Source organism: Jatrophihabitans sp., assembly GCF_036389215.1.
Lineage (GTDB): Bacteria > Actinomycetota > Actinomycetes > Mycobacteriales > Jatrophihabitantaceae > Jatrophihabitans_A.
The window spans coordinates 1-26461 of sequence record NZ_DASVQG010000280.1; the positions used below are offsets into that span (position 1 = coordinate 1).

At 67.7% G+C, this 26461-nt stretch carries 31 protein-coding genes and 1 tRNA gene; 20 read left to right on the top strand and 12 right to left on the bottom strand.

Going from position 1 to position 26461, the window contains the following annotated elements; translation table 11 throughout:
- The 6 genes from VF542_RS15630 to VF542_RS15655 all read left to right on the top strand — a co-directional run.
- The coding region (locus VF542_RS15630) for a molybdopterin-dependent oxidoreductase (RefSeq protein WP_408652619.1) at positions 1-881 on the top strand (881 nt) is incomplete at its 5' end.
- 107 nt (positions 882-988) lie between these two features.
- The gene (locus VF542_RS15635; protein ID WP_408652620.1) at positions 989-2395 is read left to right on the top strand and encodes a glucose-6-phosphate dehydrogenase; all 1407 of its coding nucleotides are present in this window, start codon (positions 989-991) and stop codon (positions 2393-2395) included.
- A gap of 190 nt (positions 2396-2585) precedes the next feature.
- Positions 2586-3491 carry a carbohydrate ABC transporter permease gene (locus VF542_RS15640; protein WP_408652621.1) on the top strand — a complete coding sequence of 302 codons (906 nt, stop codon included), beginning with the start codon at positions 2586-2588 and terminating at the stop codon, positions 3489-3491.
- Between the two features lie 25 nt (positions 3492-3516).
- Positions 3517-4404, top strand: a complete 888-nt coding sequence (locus VF542_RS15645; protein ID WP_408652622.1) for a carbohydrate ABC transporter permease — start codon at positions 3517-3519, stop codon at positions 4402-4404.
- Positions 4405-4486: 82 nt separating this feature from the next.
- Positions 4487-5860 (top strand): ABC transporter substrate-binding protein, encoded by a 1374-nt coding sequence (locus tag VF542_RS15650; protein ID WP_408652623.1) that lies wholly within the window; start codon positions 4487-4489, stop codon positions 5858-5860.
- A 45-nt stretch (positions 5861-5905) separates the two neighbouring features.
- The gene (locus tag VF542_RS15655) at positions 5906-6136 is read left to right on the top strand and encodes a DUF5703 family protein (protein ID WP_408652624.1); all 231 of its coding nucleotides are present in this window, start codon (positions 5906-5908) and stop codon (positions 6134-6136) included.
- A gap of 31 nt (positions 6137-6167) precedes the next feature.
- Here the strand turns inward: VF542_RS15655 and VF542_RS15660 are convergent, their stop codons facing one another.
- Positions 6168-7490, bottom strand: coding sequence for a M20/M25/M40 family metallo-hydrolase (locus tag VF542_RS15660; RefSeq protein ID WP_408652625.1), 1323 nt, complete (start codon positions 7488-7490; stop codon positions 6168-6170).
- Between the two features lie 65 nt (positions 7491-7555).
- Here VF542_RS15660 and VF542_RS15665 point away from each other — a divergent pair.
- Positions 7556-7639: transfer RNA gene (locus VF542_RS15665), tRNA-Leu, on the top strand.
- A 132-nt stretch (positions 7640-7771) separates the two neighbouring features.
- Positions 7772-8515, top strand: a complete 744-nt coding sequence (locus VF542_RS15670) for a DinB family protein (RefSeq protein WP_408652626.1) — start codon at positions 7772-7774, stop codon at positions 8513-8515.
- Positions 8516-8531: 16 nt separating this feature from the next.
- On the opposite strand, the gene VF542_RS15675 is transcribed toward VF542_RS15670, so the two are convergent.
- Positions 8532-10190: a DUF885 domain-containing protein gene (locus VF542_RS15675; RefSeq protein WP_408652627.1), complete on the bottom strand. Its 1659-nt coding sequence runs from the start codon at positions 10188-10190 to the stop codon at positions 8532-8534.
- Positions 10191-11151: 961 nt separating this feature from the next.
- Between VF542_RS15675 and VF542_RS15680 the strand changes: the two genes are divergently transcribed.
- The gene (locus VF542_RS15680) at positions 11152-11493 is read left to right on the top strand and encodes a DUF3024 domain-containing protein (RefSeq protein WP_408652628.1); all 342 of its coding nucleotides are present in this window, start codon (positions 11152-11154) and stop codon (positions 11491-11493) included.
- Positions 11494-11957: 464 nt separating this feature from the next.
- Here VF542_RS15680 and VF542_RS15685 read toward each other — a convergent pair whose 3' ends face one another.
- Both VF542_RS15685 and VF542_RS15690 read right to left on the bottom strand, forming a co-directional pair.
- On the bottom strand, positions 11958-12326 hold the full coding sequence (locus VF542_RS15685) for a DUF5615 family PIN-like protein (protein ID WP_408652629.1): 369 nt from the start codon (positions 12324-12326) through the stop codon (positions 11958-11960).
- Complete coding sequence (locus VF542_RS15690) at positions 12323-12745, bottom strand: hypothetical protein (protein ID WP_408652630.1); 423 nt, start codon at positions 12743-12745, stop codon at positions 12323-12325. Before VF542_RS15690 ends, VF542_RS15685 begins: the two co-directional genes overlap by 4 nt.
- 228 nt (positions 12746-12973) lie before the next feature.
- On the opposite strand from VF542_RS15690, the gene VF542_RS15695 reads away from it, so the two are divergent.
- Entirely contained in the window at positions 12974-13351 is a 378-nt protein-coding gene (locus tag VF542_RS15695) for a VOC family protein (protein ID WP_408652631.1), read from the top strand.
- Between the two features lie 159 nt (positions 13352-13510).
- Positions 13511-13969, top strand: a complete 459-nt coding sequence (locus tag VF542_RS15700) for a nuclear transport factor 2 family protein (RefSeq protein ID WP_408652632.1) — start codon at positions 13511-13513, stop codon at positions 13967-13969.
- Positions 13970-13977: 8 nt separating this feature from the next.
- Here the strand turns inward: VF542_RS15700 and VF542_RS15705 are convergent, their stop codons facing one another.
- A complete protein-coding gene (locus VF542_RS15705) occupies positions 13978-14145 on the bottom strand; it encodes a hypothetical protein (RefSeq protein WP_408652633.1) in 168 nt (55 codons plus the stop codon).
- 74 nt (positions 14146-14219) lie between these two features.
- Here VF542_RS15705 and VF542_RS15710 point away from each other — a divergent pair, with 74 nt between their 5' ends.
- Positions 14220-14432 carry a type II toxin-antitoxin system VapB family antitoxin gene (locus VF542_RS15710; protein WP_408652634.1) on the top strand — a complete coding sequence of 71 codons (213 nt, stop codon included), beginning with the start codon at positions 14220-14222 and terminating at the stop codon, positions 14430-14432.
- On the top strand, positions 14429-14839 hold the full coding sequence (gene vapC / locus VF542_RS15715; protein ID WP_408652635.1) for a type II toxin-antitoxin system VapC family toxin: 411 nt from the start codon (positions 14429-14431) through the stop codon (positions 14837-14839). The genes VF542_RS15710 and vapC overlap by 4 nt, the downstream gene beginning before the upstream one ends.
- A gap of 80 nt (positions 14840-14919) precedes the next feature.
- Here the strand turns inward: vapC and VF542_RS15720 are convergent, their stop codons facing one another.
- Positions 14920-15444, bottom strand: a complete 525-nt coding sequence (locus tag VF542_RS15720) for a pyridoxamine 5'-phosphate oxidase family protein (RefSeq protein ID WP_408652636.1) — start codon at positions 15442-15444, stop codon at positions 14920-14922.
- Positions 15445-15743: 299 nt separating this feature from the next.
- Here VF542_RS15720 and VF542_RS15725 point away from each other — a divergent pair, with 299 nt between their 5' ends.
- From VF542_RS15725 to VF542_RS15735, 3 genes are all read left to right on the top strand, one after another.
- On the top strand, positions 15744-16328 hold the full coding sequence (locus tag VF542_RS15725) for a hypothetical protein (protein WP_408652637.1): 585 nt from the start codon (positions 15744-15746) through the stop codon (positions 16326-16328).
- A 130-nt stretch (positions 16329-16458) separates the two neighbouring features.
- The gene (locus VF542_RS15730) at positions 16459-16698 is read left to right on the top strand and encodes a type II toxin-antitoxin system Phd/YefM family antitoxin (RefSeq protein WP_408652638.1); all 240 of its coding nucleotides are present in this window, start codon (positions 16459-16461) and stop codon (positions 16696-16698) included.
- Positions 16699-16700: 2 nt separating this feature from the next.
- On the top strand, positions 16701-17111 hold the full coding sequence (locus tag VF542_RS15735; RefSeq protein WP_408652639.1) for a type II toxin-antitoxin system VapC family toxin: 411 nt from the start codon (positions 16701-16703) through the stop codon (positions 17109-17111).
- 104 nt (positions 17112-17215) lie between these two features.
- Here the strand turns inward: VF542_RS15735 and VF542_RS15740 are convergent, their stop codons facing one another.
- The 3 genes from VF542_RS15740 to VF542_RS15750 form a co-directional block, all read right to left on the bottom strand.
- On the bottom strand, positions 17216-17614 hold the full coding sequence (locus tag VF542_RS15740) for a hypothetical protein (RefSeq protein ID WP_408652640.1): 399 nt from the start codon (positions 17612-17614) through the stop codon (positions 17216-17218).
- 61 nt (positions 17615-17675) lie between these two features.
- Positions 17676-19739 carry an N-6 DNA methylase gene (locus VF542_RS15745; protein WP_408652641.1) on the bottom strand — a complete coding sequence of 688 codons (2064 nt, stop codon included), beginning with the start codon at positions 19737-19739 and terminating at the stop codon, positions 17676-17678.
- Positions 19740-20028: 289 nt separating this feature from the next.
- Entirely contained in the window at positions 20029-20733 is a 705-nt protein-coding gene (locus VF542_RS15750; protein WP_408652642.1) for a cyclase family protein, read from the bottom strand.
- 536 nt (positions 20734-21269) lie between these two features.
- On the opposite strand from VF542_RS15750, the gene VF542_RS15755 reads away from it, so the two are divergent.
- From VF542_RS15755 to VF542_RS15770, 4 genes are all read left to right on the top strand, one after another.
- The gene (locus VF542_RS15755; protein WP_408652643.1) at positions 21270-21743 is read left to right on the top strand and encodes a hypothetical protein; all 474 of its coding nucleotides are present in this window, start codon (positions 21270-21272) and stop codon (positions 21741-21743) included.
- Positions 21744-21900: 157 nt separating this feature from the next.
- Positions 21901-22461 carry a hypothetical protein gene (locus tag VF542_RS15760; protein ID WP_408652644.1) on the top strand — a complete coding sequence of 187 codons (561 nt, stop codon included), beginning with the start codon at positions 21901-21903 and terminating at the stop codon, positions 22459-22461.
- A gap of 39 nt (positions 22462-22500) precedes the next feature.
- On the top strand, positions 22501-23451 hold the full coding sequence (locus VF542_RS15765; protein ID WP_408652645.1) for an MBL fold metallo-hydrolase: 951 nt from the start codon (positions 22501-22503) through the stop codon (positions 23449-23451).
- Between the two features lie 95 nt (positions 23452-23546).
- On the top strand, positions 23547-24320 hold the full coding sequence (locus tag VF542_RS15770; protein ID WP_408652646.1) for an SDR family oxidoreductase: 774 nt from the start codon (positions 23547-23549) through the stop codon (positions 24318-24320).
- A 19-nt stretch (positions 24321-24339) separates the two neighbouring features.
- Here the strand turns inward: VF542_RS15770 and VF542_RS15775 are convergent, their stop codons facing one another.
- From VF542_RS15775 to VF542_RS15785, 3 genes are all read right to left on the bottom strand, one after another.
- The gene (locus VF542_RS15775) at positions 24340-25374 is read right to left on the bottom strand and encodes a mannonate dehydratase (protein WP_408652647.1); all 1035 of its coding nucleotides are present in this window, start codon (positions 25372-25374) and stop codon (positions 24340-24342) included.
- Positions 25375-25396: 22 nt separating this feature from the next.
- On the bottom strand, positions 25397-26248 hold the full coding sequence (locus VF542_RS15780; RefSeq protein WP_408652648.1) for a fumarylacetoacetate hydrolase family protein: 852 nt from the start codon (positions 26246-26248) through the stop codon (positions 25397-25399).
- A gap of 48 nt (positions 26249-26296) precedes the next feature.
- The coding region (locus VF542_RS15785) for an SDR family oxidoreductase (protein WP_408652649.1) at positions 26297-26461 on the bottom strand (165 nt) is incomplete at its 5' end.

Sequence of the window (26461 nt, forward strand, 5' to 3'; positions counted from 1 at the left end):
CGTTCCGGACGCCGGTTGACTACTTCTACCGGATCGACACGGCGCTGACGGTGCCGCAGCTCAACCCGGACACCTGGAAGCTGCGCATCTCGGGCATGGTCGAGCGCCCGTTGACGCTGACCTATGCCGACCTGCTGGCCAGGCCGCTGGTGGAACGCTGGATCACGCTGGCCTGCGTCTCCAACGAGGTCGGCGGCGAGCTGATCGGCAACGCCACCTTCCGCGGCGTGCTGCTGGCCGACCTGCTGCGCGAGGCCGGCATCTCCCCGGCGTCCGACCAGCTGGTGGCCACCTCCAGCGACGGCATGACGATCGGCTCGCCCACGGCGGTGGTGACCGACGGCCGGGACGCGATGCTGGCCGTCGGCATGAACGGCGAGGTGCTGAGCACCGAGCACGGCTTTCCGGTCCGGATGGTGGTGCCCGGCCTCTACGGCTACGTCTCGGCGTGCAAGTGGATCACCGGCCTGCGGGCCACCACGTTCAGCGACTACCAGGCGTACTGGGTGCGCGGTGGCTGGGCGGCCCGGGGCCCGGTCAAGCTGGCGTCCCGGATCGACCGGCCGGTGCCGCCGGGCGCGGTCAAGGTCGGCGAGCCGGTCCCGGTCGCGGGCGTGGCCTGGGACCAGCACGTCGGGGTGTCCAAGGTGGAGGTGCAGGTCGATGACGGCCCCTGGCAGCAGGCCACCCTCGCGCCGGTGCCGTCGGTGGACACCTGGCGGCAGTGGGTCTACCTCTGGACGCCGCAGTCACCCGGCCAGCACCGGCTGCGGGTCAGGGCCTTCGACCAGAACGGCACTGCCCAGGACGCCCGCGACACCGATCCGTTCCCGTCCGGAGCCACCGGCCTGCACAGCGTGACAGTGCGGGCGGCGCGCTGAACCCACCGGGTGCGCCGGCGCTCACCGGGTGTGCGCAGGCGCACCCGGCTAGGGTCGATGATCGACAACTGATTCCGCCCCGGCGGCCGACGCAGTAGGGATTCCCGATGGCAACAGGTGCGACCCCGGCTCCGGCGATCTTCGTCCTGTTCGGCGCGACCGGTGACCTGGCCCGCCGGATGGTGCTGCCGGCGTTCTACACCCTGGCCGAGCAGGGCCTGCTGCCCGAGGACTGGCGGCTGATCGGCAGCGGCCGGGGCGAGGTGTCCCAGCAGGACTTCGTCCACTCGGTGCGCCAGTCGCTGCAGGACTTCGGGCCGCCGGTGAAGAGCCGGAGCTGGAGCCGGTTCCGCAAGCGGCTCCGGTTCGCCGCCGGCGACTTCGTCCGGGGCGGCCACGGTTCGCTGCTGGAGGAGATCTCCGACGCGCGCCGCGACCTCGGTCCCGCCGCGCAGCTGATCCACTACCTGGCCATCCCGCCGCAGGCCTTCATCGACATCACCAGGAGCCTCGCCGAGCACGGCCTGACCGAGGGCGCCAGGGTGGTCTATGAGAAGCCGTTCGGCACCTCGCGGGAGAGTTTCCGGCAACTGGACCGGGCGGTGCACCGGGTGCTGGAGGAGTCCCAGGTGTACCGGATCGATCACTTCCTGGGCAAGGAGGCCACCCAGGACCTGCACGTCCTGCGGTTCGCCAACGAGGTCTTCGCCGCGATGTGGAGCCGCGAGCACGTCCGGGCGGTGCAGATCGACTGCCCGGAGACGCTCGGGGTCGCCGATCGTGCGGATTTCTATGACCACACCGGCGCCGTCCTGGACATGCTGGTGACCCACCTGTTCCAGGTCGCGGCCGAGGTCGCCATGGAGCCGCCGGCGAGCCTGGAGGCGGCGGATCTGCAGGCGGCCCGCGAGTCGATCATCGGCAGGTTCCGCCCGATCGATCCGGCCGAGGTGGTGCGCGGGCAGTTCGAGGGCTACCGCGACCTGGACGGGATCGCCCGCAACTCCCGGACCGAGACCTTCGTCGCGGCCCGGCTCTGGGTCGACACCCCACGCTGGCGGGGCGTGCCGTTCCTGCTGCGCACCGGCAAGCGGCTGCACCAGACGCACCAGAGCGTCAGCCTGATCCTGCGCGACCCGCCGGGGCCGCTGACGGCGCTGCCCCGGCCGGGCAACGTGCTTCGTTTCAGCCTGGACGGCAGCGGGGCGATCGAGCTCCGGATGGTGGCGAAGGCACCGGGAGTCGGGTTGAACCTGGAGGCCACCAGCGCATCGGTGGCGGTGTCCTCGATCGACAGCACGCCGCCGCTGCCGCCCTACGTCCGGCTGATCCACGATGTGCTCAGCGGTGACCGGTCACTGGTCACCAGGCCGGACGGGCTGGCCCACGTCTGGAAGGTTGCCGAAGGATTGCTCAGCGCCACCGGGCGGCCCAAGCCCTATCCACCCGGGTCCTGGGGCCCGGCCGCGGCCGCCAAGCTGGCCGCGCCGGACGGCTGGCTGCTGGGGCAGTGAGCGCCCCGCGCTACCGGCGGTCGCCGGCAATTTCCGGCAGCTCTGCCGTGCCTGGCCGTGCTTGCCTGGATTTCGCGCTCACCGCGGTTAGCATCCGAAGACCTTGCTTCGGTGATTTCTGCTGCCGACGGCGCGATCGGCGCTGCGAGGTGGCCACGCGGGTGGCCGGTGGAGGCACTTGGGGGGCAGCGTGGCAACCGCGGTAAGCACCAGGCCCGGCGTGGGCCGTGAACGGCTCCTGAGCCTGGCCCTCCTCCTGCCGTCGCTGGCGGTGTTCGCGCTGTTCCTGTTCTGGCCGCTGGTCAGGACGTTCCGGCTGAGCACCACCGGCCAGGACCTGTTCGGGCGGGCCAACCGCTCGGTGGGGTTGGCGAACTTCAAGGCGGTCCTGCACGACCCGGAGTTCACCCGGGTGCTCGGGGTGACGGCGGGCTACGTCCTGTTGACGGTGTTGCCCAGCATCCTGCTCGCGCTGCTGCTGGCGTTGCTGCTGCAGCATCCGCTCAGCGGCCTGCGGGTGCTGCGCTCGGCGTTCGCCATGCCGTTCGCCTACTCGGTGGCGGCCGCCTCGGTGGTGTTCGCCGCCCTGTTCAACCCGGCCATCGGCATCGCGAACTACCTGGTCACCTCACTCGGGTTCGCCCCGGTGGACTGGCTCACCAAGCCCGGCACGGCGCTGATCAGCATCGCGATCACCACGATCTGGATGAGCCTGGGCTACAACATGCTGGTGCTGCTGGCCGGGATCGGCGGCGTGGACGAGCAGCTGTACGAGGCCGCCCGGCTCGACGGCGCGGGCACCCTGCGGATCGCCTGGTCGATCACCATCCCCATGATCACCCCGACGCTGTTCTTCCTGGTCGTGGTCGACACCATCCACGCGCTGCAGAGTTTCGGCCAGATCCACCTGTTGACCAGGGGCGGGCCGACCGGGCATACCACCACGCTCGTGTACTGGATCTATCACACCGCCTTCGCCAACGGGGCCTCCGACTACGGCACCGGGTCGGCGCAGGCGATCGTGCTGCTGGTGGTCGTCATCGCCGTCACCGCGATCCAGTTCGGCGTCCTGGAACGAAAGGTGTTCTACCGATGAGCCGACCCGCAGCCAGGAGCGCCTCATGAGCGTCGTCACCCAGAGCCGGCCGGCCCGGACGGCCGGCGGTCGGGCCAGCCAGGCGCGGCCCCGGCGCAGGGTGTCGGCCGGCCGGGTGGGCCGTGTCCTCGCGCTGCTGCTGCTGGCCGTGATGGTGCTGTTCCCGGTCTACTACACCGTGGTCGGCAGCGTGATGGGGCCGGGCGACATCGCCTCCTCTCCCCCGTCGCTGATACCGCACGTGCTCACCTTCGACAACTACCGCGGCGTCTTCCACGCCATTCCACTGGGTCGCCAGTACTTCAACTCCACCCTGGTGGCGGTGACGATCACCGTTGCCCAGGTGGTCTGCGCGGTGCTGTCGGCCTACGCGTTCGTGTTCCTGGCGATGCCGTTCAGGCGGGCGTTTTTCGCGCTGTTCATGCTGACCCTGATGGTGCCGTGGGAAGCGATCATCATCCCGAACTACCTGTTCATGGCCGAGCACCAGCTGCGCAACAACTACCTGGCGCTGATGCTGCCGTTCCTGGCCGGCGGGTTCGGCACCTTCCTGCTGCGGCAGTCCTTCCGCAGCTTCCCGGTCGAGCTGCGCGACGCCGCCACCCTCGACGGCGCCGGGCACGCCCGGTTCCTGCTGCAGATCCTGCTGCCGCTGTCGCGCCCGGCGCTGGCCAGCGTCGCCATCTTCGTGTTCCTGTCGGCCTGGAACCAGTTCTTCTGGCCGCTGCTGGTGACCGACTCCCCGAAGATGCAGACCCTGCAGATCGGCCTGTCGTCGCTGAACGACGCCGAGCAGGCCAATCCCGGCCTGATCCTGGCGGGGGTCACGATGGCGCTGATCCCCACGGCGCTGCTGGTCGCCCTCGGCCAGCGGTTCCTGGTTCGCGGCCTCACCGCCGGTGCGGTCCGTTGACCTCCGCAATCCATCGACTGCGACAACAAGATCCCCCCGTTCGGGCAAGACCCTTAGCGAAAGGCACACGATGAAGCATCGCTTGAGCAGGACGTTGTCGGCCGGGACGGTGGCACTCGCGCTGACCATGACGGTGGCCTGCGGCAGCTCCTCCAAAGGCTCGGACGCCGCCGGCTCCACCAACGCCCCCGGAGCCGACGCCCTGAACTCCGGCCCGGTGACGGTGTCGTTCTGGCATGCCATGAAGGGCGCCAACGCCGAGGCGCTGACTGCACTGGTGGACAAGTTCAACACGGCGCACTCGGGCAAGATCACCGTCAAGCCCACCTTCCAGGGCAGCTACGACGACACCATCACCAAGTACAAGGCCGCGGTGCAGGCCAAGCAGACGCCGGCGCTGGTGCAGATCTATGACATCGGCTCCGGCTTCATGGCCGACTCCGGCCAGACGATCCCGGCGCAGTCCTTCGCCGACCTGGACAAGATGGATCTGGCCGATATCCAGCCGGCGATCAAGGGCTACTACTCCCGCGGCGGCAAGCTGCAGAGCATGCCGTTCAACTCCTCGGTGCCGGTGCTCTACATCAACAAGACGGCGTTCGCCAAGGCCGGCCTGGACCCGGCCAAGCCACCGGCGAACCTGGACGAGATCCGCACCGCCGCCGAGAAGATCAAGTCCAGCGGGGCTGCGAAGTTCGGTTTCGGGGCGGCCATCTACGGCTGGTTCTTCGAGCAGCTCACCGCCGAGGCCGGCAAGACGTACTGCAACAACGACAACGGTCGCACCAAGCGGGCCGACGCGGTCACCTTCGACGATCCCGAGCAGGTGAAGGTGCTGTCCTGGTGGAAGGGCATGGTCGATGACGGCCTGGCCACCAACACCGGCCGCAAGACCGACGACGCGCAGGCGGCGTTCAAGTCCGGCACGGTCGCGATGCACTTGGAGTCCACCGGTGCGCTCGGTGGCTACATCACGGCAGCCGCCGGCAAGTTCGAGGTGGCCACCGCGCCGTTCCCGAAGATCCAGGCCTCGGACACCGGCGGGCCGATCATCGGCGGCGCGTCGCTGTGGATAGGGCGCGAGGGGCACTCGGCTGCCGAGCAGCGGGCGTCCTGGGAGTTCGGCAAGTTCCTGCTCGAGCCCGCCAACGCGGCGTTCTGGCACACCAAGACCGGCTACTTCCCGATCACCAAGGCCGCTCTGAACGAGGACATCGACAAGCAGTGGGTCGCACAGAAGCCGCAGTTCAAGACGGCGATCGACCAGCTGGCGGCGACGCCGGTCGGCGTGCCGACCCAGGGCTGCCTGCTGGGCACCATGCCGCAGATCCGGGCGCTGGTCGAGAACGCCCTCGAGTCGGTGCTGACCTCGAGCAAGGACCCGAAGGCGGCTCTGGACGAGGCCGCCAGCCAGGCCAAGGCCTTGATCGACAAGTACAACTCGTCGGTGAAGTAGCCCTGGGTGGGTTACGGGCGGCCCGCTGAGGAGCACAATTGAGCCATGCCGACCCAGACCATGGCGGACGCTGACCCAGACTGGGAGTACGCACCGCTGCGGATACCCTCCGACGTCACGAGGGTGAACGCAGCGGTGCGTCTCGCATTGCATGCCGAGTACGGCGGCTGGGAGCTCGCCCGCGTCCGCAGATATTCAGACGGTTCGCGCCAGGTCCTGCTACGGCGCAAGCGCCGGGCGGCTGAGCCCGTTCCGATGCCCGGGCTCAGCGCCTGATCCTGGCGCGCTGGCCCTGCCCGGTTCCTGCTCAGCAGCTGCGCAGGAACCGGTCCAGCACCCGGGTGCCGAACTGCAGCGCGCTGACCGGCACCCGCTCGTCGATGCCGTGGAACAGTGCGGCGAAGTCCAGCTCCGGCGGCAGCAGCAGCGGTGAGAAGCCGAAGTTCCGGATGCCCAGCAGCGAGAAGGACTTGGCATCGGTGCCGCCGGACATCAGGTAGGGCACCGGCACGCCGTTGGGGTCCTCGGCCTTCAGCGCGGCAACCATCGCGTCCACCACGGCGCCGTCGAAGTCGGTCTCCACGGCGATGTCGGAGGTGATGAACTCCCGGGTGATGTGCTCGCCGATGAGCTCGTCGATGGTGTCGAACAGCTCGGCCTCGTAGCCGGGCAGGAACCGGGTGTCGATGACCGCCTCGGCGCTGGACGGGATCACGTTGGCCTTGTAGCCGGCCTGCAGCATGGTCGGGTTGGCGGTGTTGCGCAGGGTGGCGCCGATCATCCGGGCCATCGTGCCGAGCTGCTTGAGCGCGGGCTCCGGGTCGTCCGGGTCGATCGGCAGCCCGGTCACCTCGGCGAGGGTGTCCAGGAACCGCCGGACGGTCGGGGTGACGTGGATCGGGAACTCGTGCTGCCCGATCCGGCTGACCGCCTTGGCGAGTTCGGTGACCGCGTTGTCCTCGGGGATCATCGAGCCGTGGCCCGGACGGCCCTCGGCCCGCAGCTTCAGCCAGCCGATGCCCTTCTCCGCGGTCTGCAGCGGGTACAGCCGAAGGTCCTGGCCCACCGTGATCGAGAAACCGCCGACCTCGGTGATCGCCTCGGTGCACTCGGCGAAGTAGTCGGCGTGATGGTCCACCAGCCAGTGCGCGCCCTGGTGGCCGCCGGCCTCCTCGTCGGAGACGAAGGCGAGCACGATGTCGCGCTCGGGCTGCACCCCGGTCCGGGCCCACTCGCGGATGACCGCCAGCGTCATCGCGTCCATGTCCTTCATGTCGACCGCGCCGCGGCCCCAGACGTAGTCGTCGAGGATCTCACCCGCGAACGGGTCGACCGACCACTCAGAGGCTTCGGCAGGGACGACATCCAGGTGGCCATGGATCAGCAGCGGCGGCCGGTCGGGGTTGCTGCCGGTGATCCGGGCGATGGTGGAGGCCCGGCCGGGGGCGGCTTCCAGGATGGTCGAGGCGACCCCGACCTCGTCCAGCTTCTCGGCGACCCACTCCGCGGCGGGCCGTTCCACATGGGTGGGGTTCGAGGTATTGATCCGGATCAGGTCGCTCAGCAGGGTGGCCACCTCGTCGGCGGCGGTCGCGGTGCTGGTGGGTGTCGGCTCTGCTGCGGAGGTCATGAGTAGTTCCTACCAGTGAGCCGGGTTCGAATCGAGGTCGGCTAGACTTCGGCCTGCTCGCACTCGTCCGGGTGGCGGAATGGCAGACGCGCTAGCTTGAGGTGCTAGTGCCCTTAACGGGCGTGGGGGTTCAAGTCCCCCCTCGGACACTTGTAGCTGTTGACCAGCTTCTGTCTGGTTGACGTCGTCAGAAGCCATGTTCTGGCTCTGACCCCGCAGTGACGGTCGGGTGTCGGGTCCCCCTCGGTGGGAATGTCGCCGACCGCTGCGAGGATGGGGCAATGACGATCTATTCCCGCAGGAAGGAGTTTGAAGCCGCGACCTTTGTCAGGGCGAGCTTCAAGGGAGCCATACTCCGATCTTGCGACGTCAGCGGCGTGACGATGCGCAGCGTTGACGTGGGCGGACTCGACATCGACAGCCACGACCTGTTCTTCGGCAGCCTGTTCGTCAATGGGGTCGATGTGGTGCCGCTCGTGGATGCCGAGCTCAACCGGCAGTTCCCGGGTCGGGAGCTGCAGAAGGCACAAACGCCGGGCGGCCTGCGCGAGGGCTGGGTCGCCGTGCAGTCCGCGTGGCACACGACCGTGGCGGACACGCCACCGGAGCTGGTGGACGCGCACGTCGAGGACGAGTGGTCGATGGCCCAGACCCTGCGGCACCTCATCCTTGCCACGGACGCTTGGCTCCGCGGCGGAATCCTGCGCATGCAGCAGCCGTTCCACGAGATCGGCCAGATCTTCACCGGTGCCGACGAGATGGGCTTCGACATGTCCATCTTCCGTGCGGACCCGCCGACCTACCAGGAGATCCTCGCGGTACGTGCCGAGAGACAGCGGCTCGTGACCGACTTCCTGGCCACGGCGACCCCGGAGTTGCTCGCGGAAGAACGCGACAACCCGTGGGGTGGCGGCGACTGGCATCCGAGCGTCGGTGACTGCATCCGCGTGATCCTGGAAGAGGAGTGGGCGCACCTGCGATACGTCCGACGGGATCTCGCTCTGTTGAGTGGAGCCAGAAGGTAGCGCTGCTCGACCGCGACTACGAGGCGGACGGCAGGCCGAGCAGGGTGCGCAGGTGCCGGACCGGCGGCGAACCGTGGCCGAGCACGGTGTCGTGCACCTGCCTATCGGTCCAGTCCGGGTGGGCGGCGCGCAGATCACCGACCAGCGCGCGCACCTCCAGCAGGCCGACGTAGTAGAGGGGTGGCACGGTGGCGACGAGCTGCAGCCACTGCCATCTGCGTCGTGCCTCCTCCTCGGGCACGTATCCGCGTCCGGTCATCAGCGCCACCGCCGCCGTCTCGTCCATGTCGCCGGCGTGGACGGAGACGTCCAGGATGGTGACGAGAACCCGGCGCAGCTGTAGCCGGAGCTGGAGTATCCGCTGCGCCCGGGCCGCTTCGGCCGACACCTCAGTGCGGTAGCCACGCTCGATCATCAGCTCCTCGGCATAGACCGCCCAGCCCTCGATGAACACGCTGCTCTCGAACACCCACCGGACCAGGGTGTTCCCGCGATAGCGCCGTGCGTGCGAGAGCTGCTCGACGTGCCCCGGCATCGCCTCGTGCATGGTGACGTTGTGCAGCGCGTGATTGTTGTACTCGCGGTAGTAGGCGCGCACCTGCTCGGCCGGCCAGTCCGGCGAGGCGGGGATGACGGCGAACCGGGTGCTCAGCGGCGTGGTTTCCAGCGGCCCGGGGCCCTGGCAGTAGGCGACCGAGATGCCGCGGGAGGTCTCCGGCATCTGCAGCACCCCGACCGGATCGTGCAGCAGGGTGAGCAGGTCGTGCCGCTCGACGAACCGGGTGGCCTCGATCAGCGCGGCCCGGCAGCGGTCCAGCAGGTCCGCGCTGGTCGGCGCGTCCTCGGCCAGGCGATCGCACTCGGCCGCGATCTCGGCCCGGCCTGATCCGGTGGTGACACCGACCAGCTCGGCCAGCTCGGCCTCGATCCGGTCCAGGTCGGCGTAGGCCTGGGTCACCAGGTCGGCCGGCTGCCACGAGGTGGCCAGGGTGAGCGCCAACTTCTTGGCATAGCGCCGCTCCCCCAGCCGGAACTCCGTCGGGGCGCTCGGCACCAACCCGCCCAGCCAACTCTGGTAGTTCCGCACGGCCACCGCCGCTCGCTCGATCGGTCCGGCCAGCTCGCCCGCACGTCCGGCTTGCTCGGCCAGCCGCGGCAGCTCCTCGGCGATCAGCGCGTACGTGCCGGACAACCGGCCGATCGCCGCCTCCAGGTACGCCTTCGGTGGATCGACCAGCCGCGCCCGCGCCGCGTCGAGGTAGTCCGGAACCGCACGCAGCCGGCCGGCCACGCTGGTCAGCCGGTCCGGCAGCGGTGCGAAATCCCGGCTGATCAGCGCGTACAGCGCCGTGCCCGGGTTGTGTTGCAACGCGTTCCAGCTCGGCTCGTCCAACTCCTCCAAGCTGAACAGCTCACGGCTGGCCTCAGCACGCAGCATCTCGCGGTCCACCGACGTCGCGGGCTCCAGTGCGGTGGGATCGTCCGGCCCGGTCAGCCCGTCCAGCTGCGCCAGCAACCGACGCAGCTCAGCCCGCCTGCGGTCGGCCCTGGACCGGCTTGGATCCTCGAGCCGGTCATCGTGCTCGTGATTGCCCAGGACGGTGGCCTCGGACGGGTGCTCCGCGCAGTACCCCGCAATGGCCTCGTCGGCGATCTGGACGAATCGGTCGGTCATGCCGGCGAGACTAGCGGCAGGGCGACGGCGCCGATCGGATCGTTTACCCAGAAGCGCACCGCGAGCGACTTGCCGGCCAGGGGTGCGCAGCGCGCCGGCCTGCGTGACCCGCAGAGCGGACAGCTCCTCTCCCATGGCGCGCATCCCGCGGCAACTGGTGAAGCGTGTCCTGAGCAGCGGCTACGGCGGCGACGAGGCGTCTCCGGAGTGGTGTGCACATTGGCACACGCCACCGCTAGAACCGTCAACAACCGGTGGTAACGGTGGAACCAGAACCCAGCAAACATGGGCACTCAAGCTGGACGGTCCGCAGTAGCTGGGCTAGGTTCCTACCGGGCAGGTGATTCAAGTCCCCCTCGGACACACTTTCCGTAACCACGGTTGAGGGTTGATCCCGGCTTCGGCGTGGACGAGGCGCTTATTCGGTTCGTAGATCAACTTAGTGCCGAGCTGGCGGTACACCTCGGCCGTGTCCTTGGGGCCAGCGCGGCGAGTACGGCGCTGATGTTGCCGAGTGGCCCGACCAGAGTTCGGATCTCATCCTTGGTCATCCGGGGCTGTCCGTGCTTCGTTCGCCGGGCCGCGAGTGCTTGAGCTTTGTGGGCTTGGACCTCCGCGCAGTCGGCGATCGTGCGCGAGAAACATCTCGTCCTTGCGTTGCTTGTTCCAGACCTGCCGGCCGGCCCAGACACCGCTTTGGTGGTGCGATGGGGCGCGAGAGGAGCGAGCCGTAGCCCCGCTCAGTTCGGTGTGCCGTGCGCCGGCCGGCTCGGGGCCGTCCCCCACATTCTCGGGCCTGCAAGGGGTCTATAGCCGATCTGTAGTCATCTTGTAGTCGGGTTTAGTCAGCCGTGGCGCGATCCCAGGGCTGCGTTTCATCAAGTTGTTGGCCCGGCTGCCGTCGGGGCGAATTCCGCGGTCGTCGTAACACGAGTAGGCCTCGGGCGGCAGACTAGCGGGTGTGTCGACCTTGCCGGAGACGGACGTTGCGCGGGTGCAGCGGTGGTGCCGCGCTCGTATCCCTGACCACCTACGTGACGAGGTGCGGGTCGAGCTCGACGTTGCTGATCGGTACGTGACGATCGTTGAGTGCCGGCCGCCGTGGCGGGCAGACTTCGGTCCGGAGTGGACGCGGTTCCCGATCGCGCGGCTGCGTTACGCGAAGGTGACCGGGTTGTGGTCGTTGTACTGGCGTGACCAGCATTTGAAGTTTCGCAAGTACGACCGTGCCCCTGCGTCGGCCAGTGTCGAGGAGCTGCTGGCGGAGGTCGACCGCGATCCGACCGGGATCTTCTGGGGCTGAGCCAAGCTCAGCCCGCTTGTGGTGGTCTTGGCGCACCGCATTGGATCTTTTCTTTTCGCGCAGCTGGTTTGTGAGGGGGCGACGCTGGACTGATGGCCGACCCTGATCCGTTGGTCCAGCGAGCGCTCGAAACCGTGACCGAACGCGAGCACGAGTCTGCTCCGCGGGGGTCAGGATTGAGGCGCCAGCGACATTTGCTCGGTGGGCTGTCCGATTGGTGTTCCTGTCCCTGCTCAGCGACCGAGCCGGGCTGACACGCCAAATAGGCCGCCAGTTGCCCGCCGACGCCCACGTAGCCAGCTGCAAGTACCGCTGGTCCACATCCGGCCATCCGCGCCCTCGGGTGGACTTGTCTCCCTGGCGTGGACTGCCCTTATCGCGTCGAATACGACTAGACCGCGGTCGCGGCAGCCACCGCTTCGAGTTGGGCCTCGCAGGCCACGGCGATCGCCGACGACTGACGTTCAAGTGTGTTGTAGCCAGTCCTCAAGGGGTGGCGGGTCGGACTTGGCTGAGCGCAGCCAGGCGTCGAGTGCGTCGATGAGCGGACCGGGGTTGCGTCGGGAGCGGGGGAAGCTGCGGCTGCTGGTGAACAGCAACGGCGCCGCGGCGTGGCCCAGTTCCTCGGCCCGGCGAAGTAGCGGGGCGAAGTCCTTGACGTTCTCGGTCACGATGCGACGGCCATGCTCGGCTGCCCAGCGAAACAGTTCCTCGTCGGTCAACGTCCGTAGCTCGTCCTGCTCGACGACAGCGAGTAGGTCGTGGCCACGTTCGCGTAGCGCCGCAGCGACGACGGGGGCGTGCATCTCGTCAAGCAGCAGTTCCACGCTCACGCAAGCAACTGCCGCTCGACGTGCCAGGCGCGCTCCGCCTCCGCCGAGACGCGGTCAGCCTCGTCGATCTCGCCGTCAATCTCCTCGCGATAGCCGGCGTAGTAGTGCATCGCCACCCGCACCTTCGCCGGCGGCAACGCCAGCAGCTCCGCTGCCGCCGCCACGGCCGGTTCGCCCCGTTCATCGAGTTCGCGCAGCACCTTGATCACTTCCCACACGTCCGGACCGAACGCGAGTGCGGCGCGTCGCCCGCTCGGGCCGTCCTTGAACACGACTCCGGGGTGATCGGCCATCCGCAGGCCCTCGTCCACCAGGCGATGAGCCAGCCCGGACGGGGTGGCTCCCGGCGTCGCCTGCGTACGGCGGCGCAATCGTTCCAGCAGGCGTGCCTCGAATCGGATGGACAGCGGCGTGCTCATGAACTCAGCCTACCGGCTTGTAGCGCAGTGCGTCATCTGCGCTACAAAGCCTGTGCGGCTAGGGCCGCCACAGATCGGTACGGAGCGCGGGAGTGGCGTCCGGGCTTGATCCCCTGGGACACTCACACGAAAGGCCGCCATCCAGGAGGCCGACGCCTAACAAGCTGATGGACGAGCTTGTCCGGCCGGGCGGCGAGCCGCCAACGTCTAGTCAGCTTCGGGAGCGTGATGGCTGCCAGCCTTCGGATCGAGATCTTTCCGAGAGACCTCGATACCACCGTCACCTTCTACCAGTCAGTGTTGGCGTTCACCCTCGAACGGGACGAGCGGCTGGCTGAGATCCCCTACGTCGCACTGCGGCGGGACGGCATCCGCATTGGCGCGCGCCGGATAACTGAGCCGGTATCCAGGGACGCCCGGCGACTACCTGCCGGCACCGAGATCGTCTTCGAGGTCGATGACCTGCACGCCGAGCGCGACCGCATCCTCGCGGCCGGGTACGAGCTGGCCGAAGACCTGACCGCCAGGAGCTGGGGCCTCACCGACCTGCGACTCTTCGACCCTGACGGCTACTACCTCCGTCTCACGACCCATGACCATTCCTGAAGCCGTCACAAGGTCAAGCGCCCCACAACCGGCGAGATGCCGCGGCGCCACCCAGGCATACTCGAAACACCAGACCATCCGAGGCCGAGGTCAGCGACGGCAAACGCATCAAGCGCCGAATCGCCCAAACCCCCAATCGCTGTTCACCGTGGAGGCTTCGTGAACGGACGCCCGCCGTATCCGCCGTTCGATGCGGACAGTGCACGGATCAAGGTGCAGGCCGCCGAGGATGCCTGGAACACCCGCGACCCGGAGCGGGTAGCACAGGCTTACACACCCGACTCGGTGTGGCGAAACCGGGACCAGTTCGTCACCGGACGCTCGGAAATCGTGGCCCTGCTGACCCGCAAATGGCAGCGCGAGCTCGACTATGCGTTACGGAAGTCGCTGTGGTCCTTCAACGGCAACCGCATCGCGGTCCGGTTCCAGTACGAATGCCACGACGTCGACGGGCAGTGGTGGCGCAGTTACGGCAACGAGCTGTGGGAGTTCGCCGACGATGGGCTGATGCGCCGGCGGGAAGCAAGCATCAATGACGTGCGCATCAGCGAGTCCGGTCGCCGGATCTTCGGCCCACGGGCCACTGAGGAATCCGGGATCGACATCCCGCTTCAGTAGCGGCCCCGTCAGCGCCCGACCAAGCGGGTCAGCCAGTTGCTGCGGCGCCGGTGATCTGTCGCGTGTCCCGGGCAGCGGTCGGCCTGCGGTACGCCGGCTAGGACCTGGTCGACGTGCTGGCCGCAGCCGGCCCAGGTGGTCTTGCCGCAGGTCTTGCAGATCACTGCTCTGCACATGATCGCTCCTTGGTTGTCGGGTGAGGTTAGTGCACGCATACACAATTTACACACGTGACGTGTACCATACGTGTATGGCAAAGGTGCGCACCAATATCGAGATCGAGGACGACTACGTCCGAGTGATCATGGATCGGTACGGCGTGCACACCAAGACCGAGGCCGTCGATCTGGCCCTGCGGCACCTCGCCGGTCAGCCGATGTCCCGCGACGAAGCGCTTGGATGGCGCGGTGCCCACGCCATCGGTGACCTCCCGGCCGAGCAGACTCCCCGCGGCGCCGCGTGATCCTCGCCGACACGTCCGCCTGGATCGAGTACGACCGGGCAACCGGCAGCGCCGTCGACCAACGCCTCACCGCGCTCATCGATTCTGACGGCCCGCTGGTCGTCACGGAACCGGTGCTCATGGAGGCCACCGCCGGGGCACGCACGGCCGAACAGGCCGACGGGCTCCGGCGGCTCATGTTGCGTGGCGGGCTCCTACCCTTCGATGCCACGACAGACTTCGACGCAGCAGCTCTGATCTACCGCCGCTGCCGCAGCGCCGGGATCACGCCACGCGGCATGATCGACTGCATGATCGCGGCAGTTGCCTGGCGCAATGGCGCGGCACTGCTCTGCCGCGATGTCGACCTCGAACGCGTCGCCGCGGTGATCGGCCTCGCACTCGATGTGGCCTCGACCCGCCCGTGACGTACCGCCCGCGAGTGCACTCATGCCGATATGCGAACGGGAAACAACCGAAGCGCCTCTGCCCCCCGACCTCGCATGGCTCAGAAGCGGACCCGGGTCAAGCCTCCGGGTTCGGCTGACAAGACCACCGTCGCCGAGCGGGGCTCGATCCGGTAGACGTTCCACGGCGGTGGCCCCTGCGACGGCGCGTTGAACGGAGCCGTGATCCCGGTGCCGCTCTCGTCGGGCTCCACCGGCCAGCCGCCGTCAGCCCACGCCTTGGCGGCGCGCGCTATGACGGCAGGGTCGCTCACCCGCACCGCCTCGCCCTCGAACACGACATCGGCATCGCGGATCGACACCGCGACCGAACACCGCCCGTCGCGAGCAACATTGCGCTCCTTGCGCGTACCCGTGCCGGTCTGGAACCAGAACGTGCCGTCCAACCACAGGGCACCGACAGCGGTGACGTGCGGGCTGCCGTCCTCGTTCACGGTCGCCAACCAGGTGGTGCGTGAATTCAACGCCTCCGGGGCAGGTGCCGAGCCTGCGTCCAGCTTGTCGACGATGCCGGCCCAATCCACCGGCGGCAGTCCTTCCGCCTTGCCCAGATTGATGATCTCCATTGCCCAAAGCTACGGTCGCCATGCCCCGAAGCCAACACCCGGCGGGCGTTTCAGGGAGCTTGGACGCGCGACGCCGACTAAGATGCGCGCTCATGTCGAATACACGTTTTTCGAGCGCTTGCGCCCTAGCTGGTGCTCTCGTACTGCTTGCCGGTTGCGGCAGCTCCTCCTCCAATTCTTCAGGCAGCCCGTCCTCGACCTCCTCAGGCAGCTCCTCCCCCTCTTCCTCAGCCAGCACCGCGACGGCGTCCTCGAGCGCGCCGACCGCCTCGCCGTCACCGACCGTCACCCCGGCGACGGTGGTCCAGCTGAAGAAGATCGTTCTGCGGGCAACCGATCTGCCCCGCGGTTGGAAGGCAGTCCCATCCGAACCGGACGACGACGACAGCGCCGGTGAGGCCGAGTTGTTGAAGTGCATCGGCGCCAGGAACACTGATGAGGACCAGGTTGCCACCGCCGACTCCGCCGACTTCGGCCTCGGGGACGCGACAATCTCCTCCTCAGCCAGCAGCTACAAGTCACAGAGCGATCTGGACAGCGACCTCGCGCTGCTCAAGAGCCCGAAACTTGTCCCCTGCTTCAGCAAGTTGCTCAAGAAGGAACTCGCCAAGTCGTTGCCCGACGATGCCAGCCTCGGCGCCGTGTCCGTGAAGTTCACGCCCGGTCCCGGCACCGGTCCGGCTAATGTCGCCGGCTCCGGCTTGGCGACCGTGGCGCTCACCGTCGGTGGCCAGCACGTCAAGGTGTACGTCCACTTCATCTACCTGACCGGTCCGTTGATCGAGGTGGAGATCGACGCGGACAACATCGGCGCGCCGGTGCCTCCCGCGGTGCTGCAAGCCGCGATCAAGGCGGTTGCCGACCGGGCGGCTGCCACCAGCTGACCTGGTCAAGCGGAGGGTGACCCCCGGAGTCAAGCGGCCGTCACGAGGCAGCAGGCCCGGGGGGGGTCATCGGCCTCTTCGTATGCGTGCGAGATTGATACCAGACTAGTCGGAGACTAGTCTGGTAGTCGTGAGCACTTCGTCGATTGGCGCTTATGACGCCAAGACCCACCTGCCTCGCCTGCTTGACCAGGTCGAGCGCGGCGACACTGTGACGATCACCAAGCACGGCCGTGAAGTCGCCCGGCTTGTTCCTGTCAGTCCACGGTCGAGTCCTGAATCGGTCATCGCGGCCTTACGCAGCGCTCGGGTCGGTGTGCGACTCGCCGGTGACTCTATGCGCGAGATGATCGAGGAAGGTCGGCGCTGAGCGTGTTCGTCATCGACACGAGCGTCGCCATGTCCTGGTGCTTCGAGGACGAGGCGAGCGAGGCAACGGAGTCCGCTCTGGACCGGCTCCGTGACGATCAAGCCGTGGTCCCGACGATCTGGCCGTTGGAAGTCGCCAACGTTCTGCTGGTCGCCGAGCGCCGGGGCCGCCTCAGCGAGGCGCAGGCGAGCCGGTTCTTGGAACTCCTCACCCAGCTGCCGATCGCCATCGACGACTCCCCGACCGACATGACCGCAATCATCGCCGCCGGACGACGTCACGCGTTGAGTTCCTACGACGCCTCCTATCTCGTGCTCGCCGAACGACTCGGGGCCCCCCTCGCCACCCTGGACCAGACCCTGACCAAGGCCGCGCGCAAGGCCGGCGTCCAACTGCTCATCAAGCGGCCGTGACGGCTGACGACTTGACAGCTTCAGCTCTCTCCCGCGCGTCGCAAGTGAGGCTCGTGCAAGGGTAAGACCTCGGATGTCAGAAGGGCCATGTCAGAAGGGCCATGTCAGAAGGGCCAATGTGCGGCCACCTCTGCTAGCCCCATCGTTCCTGTTCCTGTTCCGGCTGCGGTGATGGCGTTGTGGGCGAACGTTCTGAGCGATCGCAGCAGCCCGGCCACGATGGCCGGATGCGGTTCCGGTTTCTGGATTTCAGCGGCTACCTGCGCGAGCTGTTGCTCAGCGAGGACTCGCACACCCTCGTCGAGTTCGGGCAGCGCAGCCAGGTAGTCATCAAGCCATGAGCGGACGGCATCGTTGCGAGAACCGCTGTAAAACGTCGCGGCCATCAGGTCGCCGCTCGGCGCGCCAATCTGGCTGCTCGTGACATCGCCATAGATGGTGATGAAGTTGAGTTGACCGGTGGGAAGGTTCTGCGCAGGTGGTGTCGGCTCACCATCGGCCACCGGGGGATGCGCCTGGTGCGGGGAGTGACGATCCTGGTTCCGTCGCCACCGCATCCGGCTCTCAGGCATTGCCGCCAACCATCGCGCCGTACCTGACGGCATCCAGCACGCTCGCTGCGAGCGCGGACGCTGACGTCGCCGTCGCCGTCGCATGGTCACGGACGTCGTCGATGGTACGTAGTGCCGCGACGACAGCCCGTTGGTGGTCTATCGGCATCAGTGGCACCTCCAGTGCCCTGATGTCAGCGCGTTGAATCGTAGAGCCCTTCTGGTGTCGGACGTTCCACGCGCCACGAAGGACATATGCCAGATAGTCGGGGTCGATGAGACTCGGATCCGTACGCAGGACATGGACGCCCCTGCTCGCGATACGCCCTCCGACTCGATCAACGACCGACCTGACCTCGTTTATCGTGGTGACGAGCACGTCGCCAGGCTGGGTTGGCTGGTACCGGCCAAGTTCTAGGGCGTCGAGCTCGACCGGCGTGACGTCGCCCAGCCCGTCTCGAACGTCACTGGGCCTGACCACCGGCAGGTCGCCCACATCGTCTCCGAGGTTACGGCCGAGAACCAACGTCGCCGCGGACTGCTGCACAATCTCGCGCACGGTGACCACGCGGGCATTCGAGGTGTCCGGCAGATCCGCGACTGGATCCAACTCCTGCAGGGAGGAGACCTTCGCCTTCAACTCCTGCGCTGCCTTCCGGTAGTGAGTCGCGACATCGGCAATATCGAGTTCGGCATGGTTCAGCCATCGCTGAGGCTGAAGAACGGCATCACCAGCGAGGAGTTCTTCAACACTGACTCTGATGGATGGTGGCGTGTCGGAGGCAGGAGCACCCCTTGACGCCAGCCAGGAGTGCGCCACCTCCTCAGGTGCTGCCTCTTTCGTCCCGTCGACGAGCAGTACCGAGTGGTCCTGGGGGCCTTCTCCCGGGCGTCGCAGCACCCATAGCGCTAATGGGATCGAGGTGTGTTGGAGCATCTTGCCCGGAAGCGCGATCACTGCCTCCACACACCCAGCGCGCAGCATGCCGGACCTGGTTGATCCCTCGGCTCCCGCTCTGAACAACGGGCCCATCGGAGTGATGACGTAGGCGCGGCCACCGGGCGACAAGTGATAGATCGAATGCTGCATCCACGCGATTTCCGCTGAGGATCTGGGCGCCAGCCCAAACGTCCACCGGGGGTCGGCAATCCCCCGGTCGGCATCCCAGGCTCGGCCGAAGGGAGGCTCAGCCAGTACCAGGTCCGCCCGAAGGTCCGGGTCTGGATCCCAGACCAGAACCTTCGCCGAAGTCAGCTCTGCTCCGACGCCGGCGAGTACGAATCGCTGCCGAGCGATTCGAAGAGTCCCCTGGTGGATGTCGTGTCCGACGAGCCGGACGTGCTGACCCGAGACCTTGTGCGCGCGCAACAGGGTCTCCCCGATACCGCATGCCGGGTCGTATACCACGCTCGCCCCGGAGCGCTCCGCCATCGTCGACAACAGCCGCGACACCCGCGATCCGACGGCTCCGTATCCGCCACCCGACCGCGCCTGCCCGGCGGAAACCCGTCTCAGGACGTAGTCGGCGATGCCGCTCAGATCTGCTGTGGGCGAGTACCGGCTGACGGCATCAACGAGCACTCTCAAGGGGAGTGTGATGGAACCGCGGCCCCACCTTTCCGGCACATCAATGAGGCCGGACCACTCGTCGTTCTCCTCCTCCGCCAGTCGGCTCAGCAAGCCAAGTGCGGAGGCCACGTTTTCGGGATATGAGTCCTCGACCATGCGCGACCATGCCCGGTCTACAACGGAACTGTGGAGGCACAGCCGGCGGGCAACCAGCAGGCTGAGGAGCAGTTCGCTCAGATCTTCGGCTGGCCACTCCCCACGGAACTGGTTCAGAACGGCCCAGAGTCCGCGCCCACCGCTATCCTGCGTGACTGAGTAACCGCGACCGTGCAGCCAGGCCGTCACCTCGTCCAGGTTGAACAAGGGCCGGGCTTCGGAGCCCGCTGCCAACTGGGGGAAGTTCGTACTACGGCCGCTGGCACGCCAATTGCTCACTGCGGCTCGCGAGACGCCGGCCATCTCTGCTATCTCGCTCGGAGCAACCAGCCCGCCCATCCTGCTCGGCACCCAAGCCACCTTCCTGAGGGTCGCATCCGCCCGTGCTCGAGGCTTGGAAAGGACGTAGGGGGCAGGGCTAGGCACGTCGGGGCCGCCCTGCCCCCTTACCGAGGTCTTCTTCAGCCGGTTAGGACCGTATCGTCGAGAAGACCCCGTGTCAATGTAAATTAGATACACGGCTAGCTACTGGATTAACCCTGCTCACAGCTCTGCTTGCAGTCGCCGAGAAGCGACAGCACTTCACGCGGACTGTCCGCCCGGAAACGGCCGGGCGACGTGGTCCTCTGCCGCCGTATGCCTACCTGCGGGCTTCTGAGCGCGACCCCCTGGTGAAGCCGGTGAAGCCCATCGGAAAACCGCTTAGTGCCGGTCTGTTGCCGTTGACGGCGATCCAGTCGCCATGTGGACACATCGAGGCAAGCTGCGGCCCGACGTTCTCCAGGGTGATGCCGCCATGAAGCAACGTGCGGGTGGTCGCCTGCAACGTGGCGTCCATGGTCGCGTCGGGTCCGAGGGTGTCCGAACCGGTTGCGATGATCGAGCGCGCGGCGAACAGCCAGTCCACCGTCTTGCCGGCGAAGCCCGGTGCCGCGGTCGTGATGTACGGCGAATCCTCACCGCTGCCCTCCTCGAACAGGTGCGCGTAGCCGGTCAACAGCAGCACGCAGCCACCGGCCGGGATCCGGCCGTGACGCCGTTCCCACGACTGCAACTCCGCGGGAGAGATGGTGAAGGCCGGGCCGGCGGCTCGGATGCGATCACGCACGTCTATCACCGCGAGCGGCATGAGGGTGAAGTCCTCATCGAGCTGGCTCAGCCGACGTCCGCCGATGATGAAGTGCACCGGCGCGGAGATGTGGCTGGCGGTGTGGGTGCCCAGGCTGGTGATCCGTTCGAGCAGATACCCTCCGTCGTCGTGATCCGGCGTGCGGGTGTCGAGGAACACCTCCCAGGTGAAAGCCGGATCGCCGGGGTAGAGCGGAACACCGTTCCGCAAGGACATGGTCAGCGGAACCCGTCTGGCAGTGCGCGGGTCCACATCGGCATAACCCGGCGGAATCCTGCGACGTCGCTGGCGGTGGCCGGTGGATGCGTCTGCCACCCCTGACGTGGACATCATTGCCGCTGTGAGTCCAGCCGCGATCACCGCCCGCCGAGCCGGAAGGTAACCTGCGTGCTGCCGCACTCGGTGTTCTGCCTCCATTGCCTGGTCCCCCATTTCCGGCAACCGAATCTGGTTCGGCATCGGCGACGCCGAGCCATGATTCGGGTAGACGCCGGTGAGCCTAGATGTCAGGCCGGTGGGCGCCAATCGGCTCATACACAAGTCGTTGCCAGGGGCCGGGCTGGCCGCCGCAACGCGGCGCGTTCGCGCATGCCGAGTCCGTTCAGTGCCTTCGGCACAGCTATCACCCTTGCTGTTCGCGATGCCACAATTGCCGTTATGGCAGGTTCGTCTGGGTATCCGCCCTCCGCGACACAACCCCTTTCGCCCTAGGTACCACCGAACCGGTTCACCGAAGGAAGGTCCTGACCGAGATGGCTATGACTGCCTGGCAGACGCTGACCCTCACCCGCACGGCCCGCGACACCTACGTCCTGCACGGCAGCGGGCAATCTGCGGACCTGACGGTGTCCTCGTGGAGGTCCAAAGCCGACGCCACCGTTGCCGGCACACCCTATGAGCTTTCGATGTCCGGCCTTCTCGCCCGGGCGGCGACCGCCCGGCGTCCTGGTTACGAGGAACCGATCATGCGCATCGGGCGCACGTCCTGCGTACTTCCATCGGCCCACGGCGCCGTGTGGAAGGTTAGGCGGGGTTGGCGTGGTTACGACGCGAGGCTTCTCGCCGACGACCTCGGTGAGATCAGCCTCCACCTCGGCCGAGGAGCGCGTAGCGACATCGTCGCCGAGGTTGCCGGCGAGTGGCCCGAGCGCGACCTCATCGTCCTCACCGCGGCGTTCGCGTTACTCATCCGACGCCGCAACGATTCACGTTCGGATGGCGGGTAACAACCGGCGCAGGACCAGCCGGCTAGCCGGGTCGCCGCCCGGGGCCCTCGGACTACTCGTGTGACAGGCAAAGCAGCAGGCATACTTCGCACAACGACAACGCAAGGTGGTGCATCTCGCGCCCATTGTGATCACACCCAGGCTTGGACGGATGTCAATGGCCGATCGCCGCTCGGTAGCTGCCTTCGCCGTGGTCCTGCTCGCGACACTCGTGGCTGGCTGCAACGGCCCCAACCACGGCAAGAGATCCTCGGCGGGGGTTTCCTCGGCGGGAGCTTCGTCGGCAAGTCCTTCGCCGCTACCGCCCGCCACGTTCGTCGGGCCGCTCACCCGGGAGCTGCGTTACAAGAATGCCGGCTTCGATCTGCGGCCACCCGGCGGTCGAACGGCTTCAGCGAGCTGGGCCCAAGCCTATGCCACCTGCTTGACCGGAGCTGCGATCTGCGATCGGAGTATCGCGCCAACCATCGCACTAGCACTGGTTACCGATCCCAACTCGGGCCAGACACAACCCGACGGGTCCACGAAACTGCTGCTGGAGGACACCCTCGCCTACGTCATCACCTATGTCGGAGTGCCGTGCCGAGCGACGGGTGGCCTGAATCCGATCAGCCCTAGGAGAACCGCGAGTCCGGCTCCGGTCAGGTGCACGGTGCTGAACTTCGTATCCGCTGCCGACGCCAACGTGATCTACTCGTTCCAGGGTCCGCAACCGTGAGTACGGGCGGGCCCGGCCGCGGCCGGTGATGATGGGTGGATGGACTGCGATGACCCCGTCGAACTCGTTCCCGGCGTGTGGCAGGTCCGGCAGCAGCTGAGCCAGGAGGTACCGCTCTACCTCCATCTCGTCGTCGGAGCCGAGGGTGCCGCGCTGGTGGACGGTGGCCTGCCGTCCAGCCTTCCGGCGATCGAACGGCTGATGGCGGCGGCCGGCGTGCGGGATCGAGATCTGCGTTTCCTGCTCAACACCCACGGCCATCACGACCACATCGGCACCTTCGCCGCGCTGCGCACCCGCACCCGCGCCCGGGTCGTGGCCGATCCGGCGGCGGTGCGATGGATCGAGGATCTCGACGCCAACCTGCGGGAGTTCGCCCTGCACCGTCCGGACATCGTCGCCGACTCACCCGAACTGCGAGCCGAGTTGGCCCCGACCTTCGGCACGCCCTGCCCGGTCGACGTGACGATCACCGAGGGCGGCACCGTGCGACTGGGCGGTGGCGTCGTCCTGGAAGCGTTGCAACTGCCCGGCCATGTCGTCGGCGAACTCGGCTGGCTGGAACGGTCCTCCCGCACGCTGCTGCTCGGCGACATCGTGACCGGTACGTCCTGGAGCTTCTTCCACGGGCACCTGCTGCCCACGCAGTTCCGCCGTTCCCTGCACCGGCTGCGGGCACTGACCCTGGACGAGGGCGTGCACCTGGTGTGCCTGGCGCACTATGCCAGCCGAGCGGCCGGTGAGTTCCTCGACCTGCTAGCCGAGGTCGAGCGCTATCTCGATCAGGTGACCGACACGATCGAAGGGGCTCTGGGGGCCGCGCCGCGGTCACTGACCGAGGTGTGGCGGCGTACCTGCGCGGACATGGGTCGCGTCGAGGAGTTTCGCGGGCTTGCGATGGTGCAGGCGCATCTGCGCGAGGCGGTCGCCGCTGGGCGCGCACGGTGCGTCGGGCCCGACCTGTACGTGGCGGTACGATCGGAGGGCTGACCGGCAGGATCACCCTTATGTACTCAGTTGATTCTTACGCCTGAGTTCCGCCTTCGGACCTGAGGCAGGGCCGGCACGAGCGATAGAGGTGGAACTTGGACGGCAACCGGTCTGCAGTGGTCGTCGGCGGCGGCTCCGGAATCGGCGAGGCCTGCGCCGAGCTGCTCGACGAGCAGGGGTGGCTGGTCAGCGTCGGTGACATCGCCTTCACGGGCCGAGCCGCCGATCAGACCACCAACCGAGCCAGCGAGCAGGCCACTGATCGGATCCTGCGGGTGACAGCGGATGCGACCTCGCCCGAAGACCTGTCCAGGTTGATGCGCGAGGCGAACGATCGTGCCCCGCTCGGAGCGCTGGTGTACTCGGCCGGCATCGAACGGCACGGCTCGGTCGTCGACACCGACCCGGGCACCTGGGACGTGATGCAGGCGGTGAACCTGAAGGGCGCCTACCTCGCCGCTCAAGCCGCCATTCCGCTGATGGCGGCCGGCGGCGGAGGAGGGATCGTTGTTGTGTCATCAATTCAGGGCATGGCCACCCAGAAGTCGGTGGCCGCCTACGCGGCCGCGAAGGCTGGGGCGCTGGGCCTGGTCCGTGCCATGGCGCTGGACCATGCGGAGCAGGGCATCCGGGTGAATGCCGTCGCTCCCGGGACCATCGACACGCCGCTAGTACGGCAGAACGCGGCGGAGATGACGCCGCACGACGCAGGCGAGGCGCTGCGTGCCTGGGCGGACATGCACGCGCTCAAGCGGATCGGCCGGCCGGAGGAGGTCGCCAGCGTGGTCGCCTTCCTGCTGTCCGAGGGCGCCTCGTTCGTCACCGGCGCCACCTGGGTCGTCGACGGCGGGCTGCTCGCCTCCTACTGACGCCGCCCGCGGCCGGTGTTCAGTCGAGCTGCAGCGCGTTCAGCACACCCTGCAGGTAACCGATCGCGTGCGCCCGGCCGCGGCTGCAGTACGCCTCGGGCGAGGTGTCGCCCCACGTGTCCAGGTCGCCGATCATGGCGGGCACATGGTCATCGATCAGGAACCCGTCGAAACCGACGGCGTGCAGCCGGCGGAGAACGGCCGCCGGGTCCAGGTTGCCCTCGCCCAGGAAGCATTCGGTGAACCGCGGGACGGTACCGCGCACGTCGCGGAAGTGGACGTAGAAGATCCGGCCCGCCGGCCCCAACTGGTCGATCACCTCGTTGACGGAGTCCTCCCCCGCCATCTCCGAGACGGTGCCGAGGCAGAAGTTCAGCCCCCAGGCAGGACTTCCGTTCGCCCGCCGGTAGCCCTCGGCGATGGCCGCGGGCGAGGTGAAGATCCGCGCCGCCTGCCCCAACGGCTCCTCCACCGGCGGGTCGTCGGGGTGCAGGGCAAGCCGGACGCCCGCTTCTTCGGCCACCGGGAGCACCGCGTCCAGGAAGTACTGGTAGTTGCTCCACATCTGTTCGGCGGTGATCGGCTCGGTGATCGGTTCGTCGGGCGTCAGCTTGTACGAGGCCAGCGCGTTGCCCGCGCCGGCACGTGCCAGGTCGAACCCGGTGACCTTGGCGCCGCCCCGCCCGGTTCCACCCATGTCGGTGCGCCACACGTAGGTGGCGATGAAGTTGTAGCCGAGCAGGTCGATACCCACCCGGGCCATGTTGCGGATGGTCCGGTGATAGTTCTCGATCTGCTCGTCGCGCCCGGCAAGGCCGCGCTGGATCTTGTAGAAGTGTGCCGCCGGCACGTTCTCCAGGCCGTCGATGGCCAGGCCGTCGCGGTCGCAGCGGTCCCGCAGCGCCTGCAGCTCGGCGAGGCTCCAGTAACCGTCCTCGCCGGGCAACGCGCTCGGTGTGTGCAACTGCACGCTGGCCAGTCCGAGTTGGTGCGCGAAGGTCGCCACCGCGTCGTCGTAGGAATCGATGTGCCCGAGCGAGAGGCGAATGCTCATGTGGTTGCCCTTTCGTGGCCGGTCAGGCTGACCGCAGGCGCTGGGTCTGGCTGCCGAGCCCCTCGATCGAGAGTTGCAGGACGTCACCCGGTGCCAGGTAGGGAAACCTCCCCGACAGCGCCACCCCCTGTGGCGTACCGGTATTGAGGACGTCACCGGGCTCCAGCACAGTGACCTGGCTCAGCTGCCAGATCAACTCCGCGACGCTGAACACCATGTCGGCCGTGCTCGAGTCCTGCCGCGGATCCCCGTTGACCGAGGAGCGCAGCCGCAGCGACTGCGGGTCCGGTATCTCATCGGCCGTGACCAGCCACGGTCCCAGCGGGTTGAAGGTCTCGCAGCTCTTGCCTTTCGACCATTGCCCTCCGCTGCTCTCCAGTTGGAGTGCGCGCTCGGAGACGTCGTTGCTGACGGCGTAGCCGGCCACCGAACGCAGCGCCTGCGCGGGCGAGTCCAGGTACCGCGTTCGGCTGCCGATGACGACCGCCAGCTCGACCTCCCAGTCCGTCTTGGCGGAGCCGCGAGGGATGAGGACGTCGTCGTCGGGTCCGACAACCGTGTTGGGAGCCTTGTAGAACATCACCGGCACTCCTGGCGGCGCAGAACCTGCCTCGGCGGCATGTGCCGCGTAGTTCATGCCGATGCACAACACCACCGACGGCCGGGCAACCGGGGCGCCGATCCGCCGGCCGGTCACGTCGATCTCCGGCAGATCGCCGCTGTCCAGCGCCTGCCGAACCCGGTCGAGGCCGCCGTCGCCCAGGAAGGGTCCGTCGATATCGCGGGTCACCCCGCTGAGGTCCCGGTGCACGCCGTCGGCGCCGAGCAGCACCGGACGCTCGCTGCCAGGCTCGCCGACCCGCATCAACCGCATGTCAGTTCTCCTTTGCAGATCGAAGGAATCGCGCCTGGGATCAACCGGTCATCCGGCGACGAGACCACCGTCGATGACCAGTTCGGTTCCGGTGACGAAGGCGGCGTCGTCGGAGGCAAGGTACAAGGCGGCCAGCGCCACCTCGCGCGGCTGGCCCAGCCGCCCCATGGGTTGGCGGTCGACCAGCGCCTGCCGTGCCTGGGAGGGGTGGGG

Bases quoted from the DNA above. Each gene is read 5' to 3' on its own strand.
- VF542_RS15635 (WP_408652620.1), top strand. From the start codon at position 989: ATGGCAACAGGTGCGACCCCGGCTCCGGCGATCTTCGTCCTGTTCGGC.
- VF542_RS15645 (WP_408652622.1), top strand. From the start codon at position 3,517: ATGAGCGTCGTCACCCAGAGCCGGCCGGCCCGGACGGCCGGCGGTCGG.
- VF542_RS15655 (WP_408652624.1), top strand. From the start codon at position 5,906: ATGCCGACCCAGACCATGGCGGACGCTGACCCAGACTGGGAGTACGCA.
- VF542_RS15660 (WP_408652625.1), bottom strand. From the start codon at position 7,490: ATGACCTCCGCAGCAGAGCCGACACCCACCAGCACCGCGACCGCCGCC.
- VF542_RS15670 (WP_408652626.1), top strand. From the start codon at position 7,772: ATGACGATCTATTCCCGCAGGAAGGAGTTTGAAGCCGCGACCTTTGTC.
- VF542_RS15675 (WP_408652627.1), bottom strand. From the start codon at position 10,190: ATGACCGACCGATTCGTCCAGATCGCCGACGAGGCCATTGCGGGGTAC.
- VF542_RS15690 (WP_408652630.1), bottom strand. From the start codon at position 12,745: ATGAGCACGCCGCTGTCCATCCGATTCGAGGCACGCCTGCTGGAACGA.
- VF542_RS15695 (WP_408652631.1), top strand. From the start codon at position 12,974: ATGGCTGCCAGCCTTCGGATCGAGATCTTTCCGAGAGACCTCGATACC.
- VF542_RS15705 (WP_408652633.1), bottom strand. From the start codon at position 14,145: ATGTGCAGAGCAGTGATCTGCAAGACCTGCGGCAAGACCACCTGGGCC.
- VF542_RS15710 (WP_408652634.1), top strand. From the start codon at position 14,220: ATGGCAAAGGTGCGCACCAATATCGAGATCGAGGACGACTACGTCCGA.
- VF542_RS15720 (WP_408652636.1), bottom strand. From the start codon at position 15,444: ATGGAGATCATCAATCTGGGCAAGGCGGAAGGACTGCCGCCGGTGGAT.
- VF542_RS15750 (WP_408652642.1), bottom strand. From the start codon at position 20,733: ATGTCCTTGCGGAACGGTGTTCCGCTCTACCCCGGCGATCCGGCTTTC.
- VF542_RS15755 (WP_408652643.1), top strand. From the start codon at position 21,270: ATGGCTATGACTGCCTGGCAGACGCTGACCCTCACCCGCACGGCCCGC.
- VF542_RS15760 (WP_408652644.1), top strand. From the start codon at position 21,901: ATGGCCGATCGCCGCTCGGTAGCTGCCTTCGCCGTGGTCCTGCTCGCG.
- VF542_RS15765 (WP_408652645.1), top strand. From the start codon at position 22,501: ATGGACTGCGATGACCCCGTCGAACTCGTTCCCGGCGTGTGGCAGGTC.
- VF542_RS15775 (WP_408652647.1), bottom strand. From the start codon at position 25,374: ATGAGCATTCGCCTCTCGCTCGGGCACATCGATTCCTACGACGACGCG.
- VF542_RS15780 (WP_408652648.1), bottom strand. From the start codon at position 26,248: ATGCGGTTGATGCGGGTCGGCGAGCCTGGCAGCGAGCGTCCGGTGCTG.